5 protein-coding genes are annotated in these 19330 nt (G+C 66.4%); 4 read left to right on the top strand and 1 reads right to left on the bottom strand.

Annotated elements, in window-relative coordinates:
* Window positions 1-33: 33 nt before the first annotated feature.
* Window positions 34-1425 (top strand): aspartate aminotransferase family protein, encoded by a 1392-nt coding sequence (locus tag ACIPZH_RS24250; protein ID WP_267817490.1) that lies wholly within the window; start codon window positions 34-36, stop codon window positions 1423-1425.
* Window positions 1426-1511: 86 nt separating this feature from the next.
* On the opposite strand, the gene ACIPZH_RS24255 is transcribed toward ACIPZH_RS24250, so the two are convergent.
* A complete protein-coding gene (locus ACIPZH_RS24255; protein WP_400638119.1) occupies window positions 1512-2642 on the bottom strand; it encodes a cupin-like domain-containing protein in 1131 nt (376 codons plus the stop codon).
* A gap of 180 nt (window positions 2643-2822) precedes the next feature.
* Between ACIPZH_RS24255 and ACIPZH_RS24260 the strand changes: the two genes are divergently transcribed.
* From ACIPZH_RS24260 to ACIPZH_RS24270, 3 genes are all read left to right on the top strand, one after another.
* Entirely contained in the window at window positions 2823-13037 is a 10215-nt protein-coding gene (locus ACIPZH_RS24260; RefSeq protein WP_400638121.1) for an amino acid adenylation domain-containing protein, read from the top strand.
* A complete protein-coding gene (locus tag ACIPZH_RS24265) occupies window positions 13034-16120 on the top strand; it encodes an amino acid adenylation domain-containing protein (RefSeq protein ID WP_400638123.1) in 3087 nt (1028 codons plus the stop codon). The genes ACIPZH_RS24260 and ACIPZH_RS24265 overlap by 4 nt, the downstream gene beginning before the upstream one ends.
* Window positions 16121-16552: 432 nt before the next feature.
* Entirely contained in the window at window positions 16553-19084 is a 2532-nt protein-coding gene (locus ACIPZH_RS24270; RefSeq protein ID WP_400638124.1) for a TonB-dependent siderophore receptor, read from the top strand.
* The last annotated feature ends 246 nt before the right edge of the window (window positions 19085-19330 follow it).

A 19330-nucleotide genomic window follows, 5' to 3' on the forward strand; every position in this document is an offset into this window, starting at 1 on the left:
CCCGCACATTCGCTTGCTTGCGAGGATTTACCCATGTCGACCGCTTCCAGCCTTGCCCAGGTCCTGCCGGCCAGCGCGCCGCAACCGCTGTACGAGTTCACCGAGTCGCCCCTGCTGCAACGCCAGCAGCAACAGGAATCCAACGCCCGCAGCTATCCGCGGCGTATCCCGTTGGCGCTCAAGCGCGCCCGTGGCATCCATGTCGAAGATGTCGAGGGCAGGCAGTTCATCGACTGCCTGGCTGGCGCCGGTACCTTGGCCCTTGGCCATAACCACCCGGTGGTGATCGAGGCCATCCAGCGTGTCCTGGCCGATGAAATCCCCTTGCACACACTCGACCTGACCACGCCGGTCAAGGACCGCTTCGTTCAGGACCTGTTCGGCATCCTGCCCGAAGCGCTGCGCCGTGAGGCCAAGGTGCAGTTCTGTGGCCCGACCGGGACCGACGCCGTGGAGGCGGCACTCAAGCTGGTGCGCAGCGCCACCGGGCGCAGCACCGTGCTGGCCTTCCAGGGCGCCTACCATGGCATGAGTCAGGGCGCGCTGAGCCTGATGGGCAGCCATGGCCCCAAGCAACCGCTGGGTGCCTTGCTGGCCAACGGGGTGCAGTTCATGCCGTACCCCTACGATTACCGCTGCCCGTTCGGCCTGGGTGGCGAAGCCGGGGTCAAGGCCAACCTGCATTACCTGGAAAACCTGCTGCTCGACCCTGAAAGTGGCGTGCCGCTGCCCGCTGCCGTGATCCTGGAGGTGGTGCAGGGCGAAGGCGGGGTGATACCTGCCGATGTCGAATGGCTCAAGGGGGTGCGGCGCATCACCGAGCAGGCCGGCGTGGCACTGATCGTCGATGAGATTCAAAGCGGTTTTGCCCGTACCGGGCGGATGTTCGCCTTCGAACACGCCGGCATCGTGCCCGATGTGGTCACCCTGTCCAAGGCCATCGGTGGCAGCCTGCCGCTGGCGGTGGTGGTGTACCGCGACTGGCTCGACACCTGGAAGCCAGGCGCCCATGCCGGCACGTTCCGTGGTAACCAGATGGCCATGGCCGCGGGTTCGGCGGTGATCAACTACCTGGTCGAGCATCGCCTGGCCGAGCATGCCGAGGCCATGGGCCGGCGCCTGCGTGATCACCTGCAGCGGCTGCAACGCGACTATCCGCAGTTGGGCGATATCCGTGGGCGTGGCCTGATGCTCGGGGTCGAGCTGGTCGATGTGCAGGGCCAGCGCGACGTGCTGGGCCACCCGCCGGCCAATCGCGAACTGGCACCCAAGGTGCAGCGCGAATGCCTCAAGCGCGGGCTCATTCTGGAGCTGGGTGGGCGCCACGGTGCGGTGGTGCGCTTCCTGCCGCCGCTGATCATCACTGCGCAGCAGGTCGATGAGGTGGCGCAGCGCTTTGCCCAGGCCCTGGCTGCGGCGGTCTGACCCCTGAGGGGCGCGCTGCGCCCCATTTCTCGGCAAGCCCGCTTTCACTTGAACTGGCGGGGCATGCCCGCCGCGTTCGCTACCGCTTACCAGCCGCGCCCGGAGTTGACCCAGAAGTTCACAGACAGCGATGTCGATACCGACTCCACCTGGTGGAACCAGCCTTCTGGCAGGAACAACAGATCCCCGGCCTGCAGCAGCACCCGCAGGAAGGTAACCCCGCGCGCTTCGGGGAAGCGCTGATAATCCGGTGCATCGGGGTTGAAGTCGCAGCCGTCCAGGCCTCCCTTGGGCGAGGTCGACCAGGTGCCCAGGGCCGGGCGATGGTGGGGCGCCGCCAGGATGAACGACTTGTCCCCCCACACCTGGGCGAACAGGTTGTCGGCATCGTCGCGGTGCAACGGCGTGAGGGTGCCTTTGGGGCCGATCCAGATGCGCGGTGCGATGTACAGCGAGCGCTCGAAGTAGGGCGGGTACTGGATCAGCTCGAGCAACTGCGCAGGCACGATGTTGTTGCCCATGTAAGCCGGTGGCTCGCCGTTGCTGTCACGCGGCTGCGGGTTGTCTAGGGCGTTGATGAAATCTGCCATGGACGTGGAGCGAAAGTCGCGCTCGGTGGAGAAGGTCTTCTTCACGTAGTCGCCATGACGGGTGATGCCCTGCAGTTCGGCGAAGTGCTCCAGCGAAGCCTGGCGGTCGAGGTTGAACAGCTTCCACTCACGCAGGGCGTCACTGATCACTACCGGTGTGCCGTACGGCAGATAGTGGCGCTGGAAACGCTCCACATCCAGTTGCGCGGCGGGGATTCGTTCTACTTCGGTCAACTGCGGCAGGCTGGCCGACACACGTTCGCTGTAGCGCGGTGGCGTGACATGGCGCTGGTTCATGTCAGTCTTCTGCGCCGTCACGCCCTTGCGCGCCAGGTCGATGATTTGCGGCAGCAGCGTGGCCAGGCCCAGGTTGCCGCCGATTTTCAGCCGGCCGCCGGCAAACAGCTCCTCGACGTTGGCGCTGCCGGCCATGATGCCCAGCAGGTCCTGCTGGGTGACTTCGATGGTGACATCCGGCGTTGCATGCCGGCCGGCTTCGGTGCGCGGCCGGGTACCGGCTTCACACCAGTAGGCCTGCTGCGGGCCGAAGATGAATTGGAAGATGCCTTCGACGCCTACGGCACCGGCATTGGCGAACAGCTTGCTCAGCAAAGGTTGCAGTTCCACGGCGCAGCCTCTTCGTGGGGGAGGGGTGTGAGAACGGAACGAAGGGCGGGTTGCGAAATTTAGCGCGCCGCCCAGCGCTGGCCAGGGGGGTGGCGGTGGTAATTTTTTGCAGGTTGTATCCGTTTCGTAGGGATAGCCGGGCACTGCCCGTGGTACCCCACTCGTACGGAAAGCAAGCTGATGAATCCCGAAAAGTCCCTGCAACTGGCCCGCCGTTTCATTGAATTGCCGCTGGAAAAGCGCCGCCTGTTCCTTGAAACCCTGGCCAGAGAGGGCATCGACTTTTCCCAGTTCCCGATTCCGGCCGCAGTGGCGGCCGAGGACCGGCTTGCTCCGTCGTTCGCCCAGCAACGCATGTGGGTGCTCTGGCAACTGGACCCGCAGGGCGGTGCCTATAACCTGCCAGGTGCGGTCCGCCTCAAGGGGGTGCTCGACGAGGCGGCCCTGCAGCAGGCGTTCACTTGCCTGCTCGAACGCCACCAGACCCTGACCTGCGTGTTCCAGCAGCAGGCCGATGAGCGCCTGTGCCAGGTTCACCGCCCGGCCGCGCCGCAGATCCAGCGTCTGGACCTTCGCGAGCTTGCCGAAGACGCCCGCCAGGGCCGGGTACAAGCCGAGATCGAGGCCGAGTCGTTGCGCCCCTTCGACCTGGAGCATGGCCCGTTGCTGCGCATCCGCCTGCTGCAATTGGCTGAGCAGGAACACGTGCTGCTGCTCACGCTGCACCACATCGTCGCTGACGGTTGGTCGATGAACGTGCTGATCGACGAATTCAGCCACTGCTATGACGCCTGCGCCGCTGGCACCCAGCCGCAACTGCCGGCGCTGCCGATCCAGTATGTCGATTACGCGCTCTGGCAGCGGCGCTGGCTCGAAGCCGGCGAGCTCGAACGCCAGCTGGCGTACTGGCAAGCCACCTTGGGTGACGAGCAGCCGGTGCTGGAGTTGCCGCTCGACCGCCCACGCCCGGCCTCGCCAAGTTTTGCAGGCAGCCGCCAGGAGCTGGTGGTGGACTCGGCGCTCGCTCAGCAACTGCGTAGTTTTGCGGCGCGGCACAACCTGACGCTGTTCATGGTGCTGCTCGGTGCTTTCGGCGTGCTGCTGCAGCGTTACACCGGCCAGTGCGACCTGCGCATCGGCAGCCCGGTGGCCAACCGCAACCGTGCTGAAGTCGAGGGGCTGATCGGCCTGTTCGTCAACACCCTGGTATTGCGCCTGCAGCCGGATACCCAAACTGACGCCCTGGCCTATCTGCAGGCCGTGCGGCAGACCGTGCTGGGCGCCCAGGCCCACCAGGACCTGCCGTTCGAGCGCCTGGTCGATGCGTTGAAGGTGGAGCGCAACCTGAGCCACGCGCCGTTGTTCCAGGTGATGTACAACCACCAGCCGCAGGTCGCCGACCTGGCGGCGGTGACGTTGGGCTCTGGCCTGGAGCTGTCCGCACTGGAGTGGCGCAGCCGCACCACCCAGTTCGATCTGAGCCTGGACACGTACGAGCAGGGTGGCGTGCTGCGCGCTGCGTTCACGTACGCGACCGACCTGTTCGAGGCAGCGACCATCGAACGCATGGCGGGGCACTGGCTCACCGTGCTGCGTGAGTTGGTGGCGGACCCTGCACGGTCGCTGTGGCAACTGCCCATGCTCGACCAGGCCACCCGCCACCGGGTGCTGCAGGACTGGAACGCCACAGCTGCCAGCTACCCGCTGCAGTCTGGCGTGCATGAGTTGATCGAGGCTCAGGTGCAGCGCACCCCGCACGCGCCGGCATTGCTGTTCGACGATAGCCTGCTCAGCTATGCCGAGCTCGATGCCCGGGCCAATCGCCTGGCCCACTACCTGCGCGGCCAGGGGGTGGGCGCCGACAGCCTGGTCGGTGTCGCGGCGCAGCGCAGCATCGAGATGGTCGTAGCCTTGCTGGGGATTCTCAAGGCCGGGGGCGCCTACGTGCCACTGGACCCGGAGTACCCTGAGGAACGCCTGGCCTACATGATCGAAGACAGCGGCATTGGCCTGCTGCTGACCCAGCAGGCGCTGCTCGACAGCCTGCCGCTGCCGCACGGTGTGCAGTGCGTGGCGCTCGATACCCTGGTGCTGGACGCCATGCCGGACAGCACCCCAGGGCTCAAGGTAGAGCCGACGCAGTTGGCCTATGTCATTTACACCTCGGGCTCCACGGGGCGCCCCAAGGGCGCGGGCAACAGCCACCAGGCGCTGACCAACCGCTTGTGCTGGATGCAACAGGCTTATGGCCTGGACGCCAGCGATACGGTGCTGCAGAAAACCCCGTTCAGCTTCGACGTGTCGGTGTGGGAGTTCTTCTGGCCGTTGATGACCGGCGCCCGTCTGGCCATCGCGGCGCCGGGCGAGCACCGCGACCCGCAACGCCTGATCCGCGCCATCGAGCGCTACCGGGTGACCACCCTGCACTTCGTGCCGTCGATGCTGCAGGCCTTCATTCACGAGCCCGGTGTGCAGGCCTGCAGCACCGTCTCGCGCATCGTCTGCAGCGGCGAAGCGTTGCCGGTGGATGCCCAGCGCCAGGTGTTCGCGCGCTTGCCGGCAGCGAGCCTCTACAACCTGTATGGCCCCACCGAGGCTGCCATCGATGTCACCCACTGGACCTGCGTCGAAGAGGGCAGGGACAGCGTGCCTATCGGCCAGCCGATCGCCAATATCCGCACCTATGTCCTCGACGCCGGTCTTGAGCCCGTCCCGATCGGTGTGGCCGGTGAGTTGTACCTGGGCGGGGTGGGCCTGGCGCGCGGCTACCACCGCCGTCCCGGGCTGACCGCCGAGCGTTTCGTCGCAGCCCCGTTCGTCAGCGGCGAGCGCCTCTACCGTACGGGTGACCGGGTGCGCCAGCGTGGCGACGGTGTGATCGAGTACCTGGGGCGGTTCGATCACCAGGTGAAAATCCGCGGGTTGCGCATCGAGTTGGGTGAGATCGAGGCGCGTCTGGCCGAGCATGCGCTGGTGCGCGAGTGTGTGGTGCTGGCCCTCGATGGTCGCCGCTTGGTCGCCTATCTGGTGCTCAATGCCACGCCTGAGGGCTGGCAAGGGCAGCTCAAGGACTGGCTGCTGCAAAGCCTGCCCGAATTCATGGTGCCCAGCCAGCTGCTGCCACTGGATGCCCTGCCGCTGACACCCAACGGCAAGCTCGATCGCAAGGCTCTGCCCCAGCCCGAGGCCGGGGCACAGGGTGACCATGTTGCCCCGCAGAGCGCGGCCGAACGCGAGCTGGCGAAGGTCTGGAGCGAGGTGCTGGGCACCGCGCAGGTGGGCCTGGATGACAACTTCTTCGAACTCGGCGGCGATTCGATCATTGCCATCCAGGTCGTCAGCCGCGCCCGTCAGGCCGGGCTGGCGCTCAGTCCGCGCGACCTGTTCCAGCACCAGACGCTGCGCGCTCTGGCCCAGGCTGCGGGCAGCGTGGACAGCCGTCAGGCCGACCAGCGCCCGGCTGAGGGCGAGGCACGCCTGACCCCGGTGCAGCTGCAGTTTTTCGACACGCCCATGCCGGTGCGCCAGCACTGGAACCAGGCCGTGCTGCTGGTGCCCCGTGAGCCGCTGCAAGGGGCGCAGGTACAGCAGGCCCTGGCTCAGGTGGTGGCGCAGCACGACGCCTTGCGCCTGCGCTTCACCCAGGCCGATGGCCAATGGCAGCAGCACCACGCGCCGGCCTCTGCTGGCGTGCCGCAGCTCTGGCAGCGTCAGGCAGGCAGCGAGCAAGCGCTGGCTGCCTTGTGCGATGAGGCCCAGCGCAGTCTGCAGCTCGATCAGGGGCCATTGCTGGCGGCGATGCTGGTGGCCATGGCCGATGGCAGCCAGCGCCTGCTGCTGGTGATCCACCATCTGGTGGTCGATGGCGTTTCCTGGCGCATTCTGCTCGAAGACCTGCAACGTGCCTGCCTGGGCCAGCCGCTGCCTGCCCGGACCAGCAGCTACCAGGCCTGGGCCGAGCGCCTGGCCGGGCATGCCGACGCCTGTGCGGGGCAGCTCGACTACTGGCTGGCGCTTGGCGAGGCCGGGGCGCAGGCGCTGCCACGTGACCGGGCGGTAACACAGACGCGCGTGGCCGATGAGCGCAAGGTACGGGTCAGTTTCCCGCCGGCCTTTACCCAGGCCCTGCTGCAACAGGCGCCCAGTGCCTACCGTACGCAGGTCAACGACCTGCTGCTGGCGGCCCTGGCCCGGGCCCTGTGCAACTGGAGCGGCGAGCAGCAGGTACTGGTGCAGCTCGAAGGGCATGGCCGTGAAGCGCTGTTCGACGATATCGACCTGACCCGTACCGTGGGCTGGTTCACCAGCCTGTATCCGGTCGCCCTGCGCCCGCAAGCACAGCCCGGCGCCTGCATCGCGGCCATCAAGGAACAACTGCGCGCAGTACCCCAGCGTGGCCTGGGCTACGGCGTGCTGCGTTATCTGGGCACACCGGCGCAACGCGAGCAACTGGCGCGCCAGGCGCAACCGCGGGTGACGTTCAACTACCTGGGCCAGTTCGACAGCCAGTTCGACAAGGGCGCGCTGTGGCAGCCCGACCCTCGCGGGGCCGGGCAGGGGCAGGATAGCGACGCGCCGCTGGCCAACTGGCTGAGCGTGGAAGGGCAGGTGTACCAGGGCGAGCTGGGCATCAGTTTCGGCTACAGCCAGGCGATGTACGACGAGGTCACCATCGACGCCCTGGCCAGCGATTTCGCCACCCAGCTGCGCGCCTTGGTCGATCACTGCCTGCAACCGGGGGTCGCCAGTGCCACGCCGTCTGATTTCCCGCTAAGCCAACTGGACAGCAGCGGGCTCGCCGCTCTGGCAGTGGAGCTCGCTCAGGTGGAGGACATCCTGCCGCTGTCTCCCTTGCAACAGGGCCTGCTGTTCCATTGCCTGCATGCGGCCGCACCCGGCGACTACATCAACCAGTTGCGCCTGGACATCGACCAGCTCGACCCACAACGTTTCCAGGCGGCCTGGCAGGCGGCGCTGGACGCCCACCCGGGGCTGCGTGCCAGCTTTCACTGGCCGGTGGGCGTGCAGCAACCGGTGCAGGTGATCCGCCGCCAGGTGCAGCTGCCGTTCAGCCAACTCGACTGGCGCGACCAGGCCGCGTCGGCCGACCACCTGCACAGCCTCGCCGAGCAGCAGCGCCTGGCCATGACCGCGACGGATCAGGCGCCCTTGCTGGGCATTACCCTGGTGCGCCTGGGCGAGCAGCGCTGGCACATGATCTACACCCATCACCACCTGCTGCTCGATGGCTGGAGCCATGCCCGGTTGCTGGCTGAAGTGATGCAACGCTACAGCGGCCAGACACCCCGCCAGGCACCTGCGCACCCTCGCACCTACCTGGCCTGGCTGGCCGCGCGTGACCGCCAGCAGGACCAGTCGTTCTGGCAGGCGCAACTGCAGGGCATGCAGGCGCCGACACTGCTCGCCAGCCAGCGCCGCAGTGTTGAACCGCCTGCCTACGGCCTGTGGCAGCAACGCCTTGGCAGTGCGGCATCGGCGCAGATCAAGGCGGCGGCGCGGGCGCGCAAGGTTACCGTCAATACCTTGGTGCAGGCGGCCTGGCTCTTGCTGCTGCAACGGCACTGCCGTCAGGACACCGTTTGCGTCGGTGTGTCGGTATCGGGGCGGCCTGCTCAGGTGCCGGGCATCGAGGCGCAACTGGGGCTGTTCATCAACACCGTGCCATTGGTGGCTGCCCCGCGCCTTGAGCAGCGTCTTGATGACTGGCTGCAACAGCTGCAGGCCAGCAACCTGGCACTGCGCGAGCACGAGTACACGCCACTGGCCGACATCCAGCGCTGGGCGGGCAGAGCAGGCGAGGCACTGTTCGACACCTTGCTGGCGTTCGAGAACTACCCCGTGGCCGAGGTGCTGCAAGGTGGCGGTGACGGGCCGCGCTTCGGTGTGCCGGACAGCCACGAGCAACCCCACTACGCCCTGACCCTGTCAGTGGGCATGGGTGAGCAGTTGCAGGTCGACTATCGCGTGCGCCACGACGCCTTCAGCCTGGCCGACGTGCAGCGCCTGGCCGAGCAGTTTGGCCACCTGCTGCAGGCGCTCGCTGGCGCGGGTAATCCATGCCTGGCTGAGCTCAGCCTGCTGGATGCCGCCAGCCGTCAGCGTTGCCAGGGGCAATGGCAGGCCGCCGACCGCAGTGTGCCGGCACGGGGTGTGCACCAGCTGATCGAGGCCCAGGCGGCTCGCAACCCGCAGGCCGTGGCCTTGGTCGCCGACGACGGCACGCTGGACTACGGCCAGCTCAACGGCTTGGCCAACGCGTGGGCGCACCAGTTGATCGCGCGGGGTATCGGCCCCGAAGACCTGGTAGGCCTGTGCAGCGAGCGAGGCCTGGCGATGGTCGTTGGCCTGCTGGCGATCCTCAAGGCCGGTGCCGGCTACGTGCCGCTGGACCCGCACTACCCGCGTCAGCGCCTGCAGGACATGCTCGACGACAGCGCCGTCAGGCTGGTGCTGGGCACCCGCACCGCCGCGCAGCCACTGGCGCTGGCAGGCGCAGCCGAGTGGTTGTGGCTGGACCAGCCGCTGGCGCCGCTGGACGCCAACCCTGTGCCGCGCGCCAGCGCCGACAACCTGCTGGGGTTGATCTACACCTCCGGCTCCACCGGTCGCCCCAAGGGTGTGGCCCTGACCCATGGCGCCATCGCCGCGCACATCGCGACCATGGTCGGCCAGTACCAGGTGACGGCGCAGGACCGCTTCGTGCACTTCGCTTCGATCAACTTCGACTGGGGCACTGAGCAGTGGTTGCTGCCGCTGAGCCAGGGCGCCTGCTGCATCGTGCGTGGCGATGATATCTGGACTGCAGCCCAGGCCTTCGAGGTGATCGAGCGCGAGCGCGCCAGCGTGGTCTACTTCCCAACCCAATACGCCTGTCAGCTGGCCGAATGGGCGCATCAGCAGGGCCGGGCACTGCCGGTGCGCTGCCTGAACGTAGCCGGGGAGGCACTGTCGCGCGAAGGCTTCGAGCGAATCCAGGCCCATTTGCAGCCCCAGCGTATCGTCAATGGTTACGGCCCTACCGAAACCGTGATCACCCCGCTGCTGTGGCAGGCCGACGGGTTGACCCGCATCGACACTGGCTATGCACCGATCGGAACACCGGTGCCGGGGCGCACCGCTTACCTGCTCGATGCTGCCTTGCAACTGCTCGACACCGGCACTGACGGCGAGCTGTATATCGGCGGCCCTTGCCTGGCGCGTGGTTACTTCGGCCAGGCGGCGCTGACCGCTGAACGCTTCGTGCCCGACCCGTACGACACGGTCGGCGGTGGCCGCCTGTACCGCACGGGTGACCTGGTGCGCCAGCAGGCCAGTGGCGAGCTGGTGTTCATCGGCCGCCTGGACCACCAGGTGAAAATCCGCGGCTTCCGCGTCGAGCCCGGCGAAGTCGAAGCCTGCCTGCTGGCGCTGCCTGAGGTGCGCGAGGCGGTGGTGATGCCGGGCGGTCAAGGTGCCGACCTGTACCTGGCGGCCTGGCTGGTACCGGTCAGCGGTTCGCACGCTGATGCCGGCCTGCGTCAGCGCATCCTCGACGCGTTGCGCGCCGCGCTGCCGCCCTACATGGTGCCGTCACGCCTGCAGCTGCTCGACAGTTTGCCGCTTAACCCCAACGGCAAGGTCGACCGCAAGGCATTGCCGGCGATCGAGGCCGACACCCCTGAAGAGGCGTTCAGTGCACCGCTGGATGCGCTCGAATGCGAGGTCGCCGAGGCCTGGGCCAGTGTGCTGGGCAGACCAGCAGTGGGCCGTTTCGAGCACTTCTTCGAGGCCGGTGGCCACTCACTGCTGGCCACGCAGGTGGTGGCGCGCCTGCACCGCGATGGCCACACCGGCGTCAGTGTGCGCGACCTGTTCAGCGCCCCGCGCTTGTGTGATTTCGCTCAGTGCCTGCGCCAGGCACAGCCGGTGAGCGATTCCGGCCCGCAACTACGCGCCCTGGGCGACAAGGCCAGTGCACCGCTGTCGCTGGCCCAGCGCCGGTTGTGGATTGCCGAACAGTTTGCCCAGGGCAGCGGGGCGTACGGCATGCCGCTGGGCCTGCGCCTGGACGGGCCGTTGCAGCCCGAATGCCTGAAGCAGGCGTTGCAGGTGCTGGTGCAGCGCCACGAAGTGCTGCGTAGCGCGGTGGGCTGTGACGACGAAGGTGAGCCGCTGCTGCTGATCCAGGCTGCGGTAGACCTGAACCTGCCCGTGGACGACCTGAGCCCGTTGCCTGCCGCCGAGCAGCAGCTGCGCGTGCTTGAAGCGCAACTGGCCAACGTGCGTCAGCCGGTGCCCCTGGACCAGGCGCCGATGCTGCGTGCACGCCTGCTGCGCTTGTCCGGTGACGCCCATGTGCTGCTGCTCAACCTGCACCACATCATTTCCGATGGTTGGTCGATGGCGCTGATGGTCAACGAACTGATCGCCAGCTACAGCGCCCTTGCCCGTGGCCAAGCGCCCGCGCTGGCGCCGCTGGCGCTGCAGTACTCCGACTATGCGCTGTGGCAGGCCGAGCGCGAGCGTGCCGGGTTGCTGCAGGCCCCGGCGCAGTGGTGGCGCACGGCGCTGCAAGGCAGCAGCGGGCGCTTGCAGTTGCCGACTGATTTGCCGCGCCCGGCCAAGGCCTCCCAGGCGGGTGAAAACCTGTATCACGACCTGCCGCCGGCTACGGTCGTGGCGGTACGTGAACGCGCCGCACAGCTGGGTGTGACGCCCTACATGCTGCTGCTGGCGGCGTTCCAACTGCTGATGCACCGCGCCAGCGGCCAGCACGATCTACTGCTGGGGGCTGATGTCGCAGGCCGCGAACACCCCGACCTCGAGGCGCTGATCGGCTTCTTCGTCAATGTTCTGCCACTGCGCTCGCAACTGGACGAACGACTGGACTTCGCCGCGTGGCTGGCGCGCACCCGCACCACCTTGCTCGATGCCAGCGAGCAGCAGGCACTGCCGTTCGACCTGATCGTCGAGGCTGCTGGCGCGCCGCGCCACCCCGGCATGAACCCACTGGTACAGGTGCTGTTCGTGATGAACGACATGCCGGTGGCGCACGGCGGCCTGGCCGACCTGAGTGTGCAGGTACTGCCGCAGGCGGGCGGCTATTCGAAATTCGACATGGCGCTGTTCATCGACCCGGTCGCGGACGGCTGGCGCGTCACCTGGCAGTACGCCACGGAGCTGTTCAGGGCAGAACGGGTCCAGGCACTGCTGCGTGGCTGGCTGGACATCCTGGGCCAGGTGCTGGGCAACCCACACATTCAACTGAGAGAGATCACTATGGCGGTTCACAGTGAAATCGTGGCGGCGCCTGCCGCTGCCGGCGGGCAACCGAAGAAGGACAAGCTGGGCAGCTTCCTCAAGCGCGGCGCCGGCACGCCACCCCGGCCGGCCAGCGCAGTGCGCGAGGCTGCACTGGTACCGGGGCAGGCGTTTCCGTTGTTGATCGAACCGGTCGACCCTGGCGTGAGCCTGACCGACTGGGTGGTCAAGCACCGTGCCGAGGTCGAGCGCAAACTGGTGGTTCATGGCGGCATTCTGTTCCGCGGTTTTGGCTTGCAGACCCCACAGGATTTCGAAGCCTTCGCCGAGGCGGTGCAGCCCGGGCTATACGGCCAGTACGGCGACCTGCCGAAGAAGGAAGGCGGTAAGAACACCTACCGCTCCACGCCGTATCCGGAACAGAAGATGATCCTGTTCCATAACGAAAGTGCCCACCAGGACCGCTGGCCGCGCAAGCAGCTGTTTTTCTGCGAGCTGCCGTCGCCGGTGGGGGGGGCCACCCCGGTGGTCGATTGCCGGCAGATGTACCAGCGCTTGCCCGCGCCCCTGCGCCAGCGTTTCGAGGACAAAGGCCTGCTTTACGTCCGTACGTTCACCGACAAGCTGGACGTGTCCTGGCAGCATTTTTTCAAGACCGACTCGCGTGCCGATGTCGAGCGCCGTTGCCAGGCGTCGGGTATCCAGTGGCGCTGGCTGGACAACGACGAACTGCAGATCCGCACACCTTGCCCGGCGGTGATCGAGCACCCGGTCAGTGGTGAGAAGAGTTTCTTCAACCAGGTGCAGCTGCACCACGTGTTCTGCCTGGATGCCGACGTGCGCGAGGACCTGTTGGCGTTGTATGGCCTGGAGCGCATGCCGCGTCAGGTCTACTACGGCGATGGCAGCCCGATCGAAGACGCCGACATGGCGTTGATCGGTGAGCTGTACGAGGCCTGTGCGGTGCGTTTCGATTGGCAGGCCGGTGATGTGATCCTGCTCGACAACATGCTGGCGGCACACGCCCGCGACCCGTTCCAGGGGCCACGCAAGATCGTCGTCGCCATGGGCGACATGATGCAACGTGCCGACCTTGAAGCCCTCACCTTGAATCGCACAGGAGTGCAAGCATGAACATCACTGCCGAAACGAGTGGCCTGCAGTTGTTGCCCATGCAGTCGCTCGAGCTGACTGCACTGCCTGCCCGCTGGCAGGACGCGGCGCGCTGCATCACCTTGCAGCTCGACAACGTGCCGGTGCCCGCCGCACTGCAGGCCGCCCTGCAGCAGTGGCAGGGCCAGCATGACGCGCTGCGCCTGCGCTTCGGCCAAGCCGCAGGTTATCGCGGCTTGCGTCAGTTTTTTGAGCGCGAGGCCGCGGGGGTGGAACTGACGTGGCTGGCGGCGGGCGATAGCGCCGGCCGCCAGGCCTGGTTCGAGCGTGAGGTGGATGTGCAGGCCGGTGCGGGCGTTGCCGTGCTGGTGTGCGAGCAGGCCGAGGGGAGCTGCCAGTTGGTGCTGGGTGTACTGGCAGCGCTGGTCGACACTGCCAGCCTGCCGGCGCTGGCTGCAAGCCTTGCGGCGATCTGCCAAGGCGTTCTGGAAACAACCGAAGAGGGCGATTTCGAACAATACCTGCAGTGGCGCAGCGAGGTGGTGGTGGATGAAGACGCCAGCACCGCGCGCAGCTACTGGAACGCGCTGAACGGCAAGCCCGCGAGCGCCCAGCAACTGCCCTGGCGCCCAGCGCCAGGCAGCCCACGGGGTGAGCGCGCGCAGGCCCGCACAGACCTCGACCCCGACGTTTTGACACGCCTGGCCGGGCTTGGCCTGCCCTTGGACAGGGTGCTGCAGGCAGCCTGGTGGCTGCTGCTGGCGCGGCTCGATGGCCAGCCTGCGCAGGTGGTGAACTGGTGCCACGACAGCCGTGGCGACTACGCCTATTTCGCCGGCAGCGCCGGGGTGTACCACAAGCAGTTGCCGGTGCTGCTCGACTACCAGGCCGAGCAGCCACTGCGTACCTGGCTGCACGGCCTGGCTGCGCAGCTGGAGCAGCATGCGGCTTGGCAGGAATACTTCAGCCCCGAGCAGACGCCCGCGCTGGCGCCTGCCGCCATTGGCTTTTGCCTGACCCCCGCCTGCCCGCCGCTGGCCGGTGGTTGGCAGGTGGTGGGCATTGACGCGCCGATGGCGGGCCCCGACCTGCTGCTGCAGGTCGACAGCGACCACGCAGCGCCACAGGCGCTGTTGCAGTACTGGGCCGCGTGGCACAGCCCGGCACTGGCGCAGCTCCTGCTCGAACAATACGCCACGCTGCTGGCAAGCATTGCCCAGACGCCCGACGCGAGCTTGGTCAGCCTGGGCATTGCCGGTGAACGACAGCGTCGTCTGGTGCTTGAGCGTAACGCCCAGGCCGCACTGCCTGCTGTCACCGAACTGCTGCCCGAGCGGGTCGCCCGCTGGGTGCGCGAACAGCCCCAGGCGCTGGCGATCATCGAACAAGGGCAGGGGTGGAGCTGGCAGCAGCTCGACCAGCTGGCCACGGCGTTGGCCGCCCACCTGCAGGCCCAGGGCATTGGCAATGCCAGCGTGGTCGGCCTGGCCCTGCCGCGCTCGGTGCACTGGCTGGCGGCGGTGCTGGCCTGCTGGAAGTGCGGCGCTGCGTACCTGCCGCTGGACCCACTCTGGCCCGCTGCGCGACGCGAGCACGTCAGCCGCTTGGCCGGCGCGCAGTTGCAGGTCGATGCCACGCTGTTCGAGCAGCTCGCGGGCACCTCAGCGCCATTCGAGGCGCACGTGCTCACGCCCAATACGGCGGCCTATGTACTGTTTACCTCAGGTTCGACCGGTGAGCCCAAGGGGGTGGTCATCGAACATGGGCAACTGGCCGGGTACCTGCAGGCCGCTGAGCAGGCGTTGGACCTTTCGGCCTGCAGGCACTTTGCGTTCAGCGCCACGGTGGCGGCTGACCTCGGCCACACCAGCCTGTTCGGCGCCTTGCAGGTTGGCGCCACGTTGCACGTTGCCAGCGACGCCGTGATGCAGGACCCGCCAGCGTTTGCCGCGTTCGTGCGTGACGAAGGTATCGATTGCCTGAAGATCGTGCCGTCGCACCTGGCGGCGCTGCTCGACAGCGCGCAGCCTTGCCTGCCAGCGACCCTGGTCCTGGGCGGCGAAGCGCCGAGTGTGCAGTTGCTGGCGCGCATCGCACGGCTGGCGCCTCAGGCTCGGGTGTTCAACCACTATGGCCCGACCGAAGCCACGGTCGGCGTGCTGGTCCAGCCACTGCGGGCCGACGCGCCGATGGCGAGCCTGGGCCAAGTGCTGGCCGGCAACCGCGTTTACGTGCTGACGCCTGCTGGGCAACTGGCGGGCGTTGGTGAGCTGGGTGAACTGCATGTGGCCGGGCGCCAGCTGTGCCGGGGTTATCTGGGGGGCGAGCAGGGCGCGTCGCGCTTTATCGACAACCCCTTGCAAGCCGGCGAGCGCCTGTACCGCAGCGGTGATCTGGCCCGTTACCAGGCCGATGGCAGCATCCTGCTGCAGGGCCGGCAGGATCATCAGGTGAAGATCCGCGGGTTCCGTGTCGAGTTGGCCGAAGTGGAAGCGCGCCTGCTGGAGGTCGATGGGGTTGCTCAAGGTGCGGTGCTGGCGGTTGAAACCCAGCCCGGGCAGTTGGAGCTGCTGGCTTGCTACGTCGTGCACGGCGAAGGCCATGGGCTCGATGAAGCCTCGCTGCGTGCGCGGCTGGCCGAGTGCCTGCCAGCGGCCATGGTGCCAACCCAGCTGCGTCGCCTGCCCAGCCTGCCGCGCCTGGCCAACGGCAAGCTCGACCGTCGCGCGCTGCTGGAAATGCCGCAGGAGGACGGCCAGCAGGATGCTCCGCAGGACGCATTGCAGACATTGCTGGCCCAGCGCATGGCGCAGTTGCTCGGGCGCGACAGCATCGGTATCCACACCGACTTCTTCGCGGCCGGCGGCCATTCGCTGCTGATCATCAAGCTAGTGGCTGGGATTCGTAAGTTGCTGAACTGTGAAGTGGCGCCGGCGCTGGTCTTCGAGCACCCCACCGTGGCGGGGCTGGCCGAGGCCTTGCAGGCCAACGAGGCAAACCGCGGGCAGTTGCTCAAGATTGCCCAGGCGCGCCTGCAACTGGAGCGCATGAGCCCTGAGGAAAAAGAGCAGATGCTGGCCAAGGCGAAGAACGTCACGGTATAGCTCGATCAGCGTTCATAGGGCCGCTTTGCGGCCCAATCGCCGGCAAGCCGGCTCCCACCCCCTACCGCGCAGCGCTCAAGAACGGCGGTATGCCAGGGCTGGCCATCAAGGGTTGGGCTTTTTGCTCAACGTCTAAAAGCTGGCGCGATCCCAGTGGGCGCCGGCTTGCCGGCGATGGGCCGCAAAGCGGCCCCAATCGCTCACCTGACCGCCACCAGCCTCCAACTTGCCTCTCATGAGCGCTAGCTCCAGCACCCCGTGCCTGCGAAACCTTGAACGTAAATGAAAAAAGTTATCAGTTTTTTTAACGTTCGTGCGTCTTACCTGTAGGCCGCTGAAAACGTGTCGCTCGAACGCGTAAGGCTCTTATAGAAACGGTACGTCGAGACCGTCACCTACACACTCATAGAACATTCGGAGTCAGTCGCGCACATGAAGTCCAAACGTATGCGAAACAAGGGGGCAGCCTTGGCCGCCGGGCCATCGAAGTGGAGCCTGCGTGCTTCGGCACTGGTGCTGAGCCTGGCCATGGCCCACGCCCATGCCCAGCCAGTGGCGGTGGACATCGCAGCCCAACCGCTGGACCAGGCACTGATCGCCCTTGGCCAGCAGACCGGCCTGCAGATGGTCTACTCGCCCGACCTGGTCAGCGGCAAGCGTGCACCGAAGGTCAGCGGCACCATGGAGCCGGACCAGGCCCTGTCGCAACTGCTGGAAGGCGCAGGCCTTACGTACCGTATCGAGAACAATTCGGTCCTGCTGATCAGCACCGACACCAGTGACGTCGGCGCCGGTGCGCTGGTCATTGGCGAAACCACCATCATGGGCCAGGGCATGGGCCAGGCGACCGAGAACACTGGCTCCTACACGCCGGGCCTGACCAGCGTCGGCTCGAAAAGCCCGACCTCGTTGAAAGAAACCCCACAATCGGTGTCGGTGATCACCCGCCAGGTCATCGAAGACCGCCAGTTCACCGACATCAACGATGCGATGAAGGCCGTGCCGGGTGTGACGGTGCAGAGCAACACCTTCCGTATCCAGGACTTCTACTCGCGCGGCTTCCCGATCCAGAACATCCAGCTCGACGGTGCCGCACCCATGGCGTTGGGTACCACCGCTGGCAGCTTCTACGCGTCGAACATTTACGACATCGCCGAATTCGACCACGTGGAAGTACTGCGTGGCGCCAGCGCGCTGTTTGGCGGCACCGGTGACCCGGGCGGTATCATCAACCTGGTGCGCAAGCGCCCGCTGGACTTCTACCAGCTCAAGTTCACCGCCTCGGCGGGCAGCTGGGACAACTACCGCAGCGAGCTGGACGTGACCGGGCCGCTGGGCTTCGATGGCAAGCTGCGCGGCCGTATGGTGGTGGCCTATCAGGACCGCCAGTACTTCGTCGACAACCGTGCCACCGACAAGCCGTTCTTCTATGGCGTGCTTGAAGCCGATGTCACCGACGACACCATGCTCACCGCCGGCTTGCGTTTCAACAAGGTCCACGAGACCGGCACCGCCTCGGCCGTGCCACGCTACAGCGACGGTGCCGACCTTGGCCTGCCACGCCATACCGGGCTGTCTACCACCTGGGCGTACGCGGACGGCTTTTCCCGCGAGTACTTCGCCAAGGTCGACCATCGCCTGAACGATGACTGGAAGCTCAACCTGAGCTACACCAACATCTACGACACCATCACCACCAACAACGCCACTACGCTGGGCTCGGTAAACCCGGTCACCGGCACCGGCGTGACCCGCTACGGCACCTACAACACCCAGTGGAGCGAGCAGAACCTCTGGGACGTCAACGTCTCCGGCGACTTCAGCATGTTCGGCCTCGACCACCGCCTGGTGGTGGGGGGTGACTATCAAGAGATCGACAGCCGCTGGCGCGGCACTGGCCGCTTCACCACTGCCGGCGGCCCGGTCAATGTGTTCGACCCGGACTCCACCCCATGGGATGATCCTGGCGCCCGCCCGGCCATCAGCCGCGACTACAAACCCAACAGCCAGACTCAATATGGCTTGTACTCGAGCCTGCGCCTGCAACTGGCCGAGCCGTTGCACCTGATCGTCGGTGCCCGGGCACAGCGCTACAAGTTCGACCAGACCTACCAGACGGCAGACGCCGCCGGGACCTGGACCCAGCAGTCGCGGGTGGACATGCGCGAGCCGACCAAAGTCACCCCGTTTGGTGGCATCGTCTATGACCTGACGGACGAGTGGGCCGCTTATGCCAGCTACGCCGAGATCTTCAAGCCACAGCAAAACCTGCTGGCGGGGCCTGCGACCTCCGGCAGCACGCTGGACCCGATGACCGGCAAAACCTATGAGACCGGTCTGAAGGGCGAGCTGTTTGGCGGCGCGGTCAACACCAGTATCGCGTTGTACTACACCAAGCGTGAAGACCAGGCGGTGCAGGACCCGAACTACCCGTTGAGCCAGGTGGCATTCGGCGGTAACTGCTGTTACGTCAATGGTGGGGAAACCATCAGCAAGGGCATCGACATGGAAATCTCCGGCGAAATCCTGCCGGATTGGATGATGATGGCCAGCTACACCCTGAACATCAACAAGAACCGCGACACTGGCTCTGCGTTGAGCACGGTCACGCCCAAGCACATGGCCAAGCTGTTCACCACCTACCGCCTGCCCGGTGTGTTGAACGACTTCCGCGTCGGGGGTGGTGTGGACATCCAGAGCGCGACCAAGGTCAGCGGTACTGCTGCGACCTATGACGGCCTGGGCAACGTGGTGCAGTCCAATGTGCCTTTCGAATACCAGCAGAGCGGGTATGCGATCTGGAATGCGATGGTCGACTACCGCATCGACGAGCACTGGAACGTGACTCTCAACGGCAACAACCTGTTCGACAAGAAGTACTACCAGACCGTCGGTACCTCGACCTATGGCAACTACTACGGCGATCCGCGCAACTTCATGCTGACGGTACGGGCAACGTACTGATTTCAGCCAGCGTAATCAGGGCTGCCATGCAGCCCATCGCCGGCAAGCCGGCTCCTGCAGGTACTGCGTAGGCCTCCAGGATTGCGCTGTATCCATCGCCGGCACGCCGGGTCCTGCAGGGATAGCGCAAGCCTCAAGAACTGCGCGGTTTCTGTGGGAGATTCTATGGTTATCAGCAAGCCATTTTCCCGCCTTTGGTAACGTATTCGTCCTGATTTCTCATCAGGGCGAATGCCACTCGTGCGA

It is taken from the genome of Pseudomonas sp. NPDC089758 (assembly GCF_044748705.1).
GTDB lineage: Bacteria > Pseudomonadota > Gammaproteobacteria > Pseudomonadales > Pseudomonadaceae > Aquipseudomonas > Aquipseudomonas putida_X.

Excerpts from the sequence above, each read along its gene's own strand:
- ACIPZH_RS24250 (WP_267817490.1), top strand. The coding sequence starts at position 34 with ATGTCGACCGCTTCCAGCCTTGCCCAGGTCCTGCCGGCCAGCGCGCCG.
- ACIPZH_RS24260 (WP_400638121.1), top strand. The coding sequence starts at position 2,823 with ATGAATCCCGAAAAGTCCCTGCAACTGGCCCGCCGTTTCATTGAATTG.
- ACIPZH_RS24265 (WP_400638123.1), top strand. The coding sequence starts at position 13,034 with ATGAACATCACTGCCGAAACGAGTGGCCTGCAGTTGTTGCCCATGCAG.
- ACIPZH_RS24270 (WP_400638124.1), top strand. The coding sequence starts at position 16,553 with ATGAAGTCCAAACGTATGCGAAACAAGGGGGCAGCCTTGGCCGCCGGG.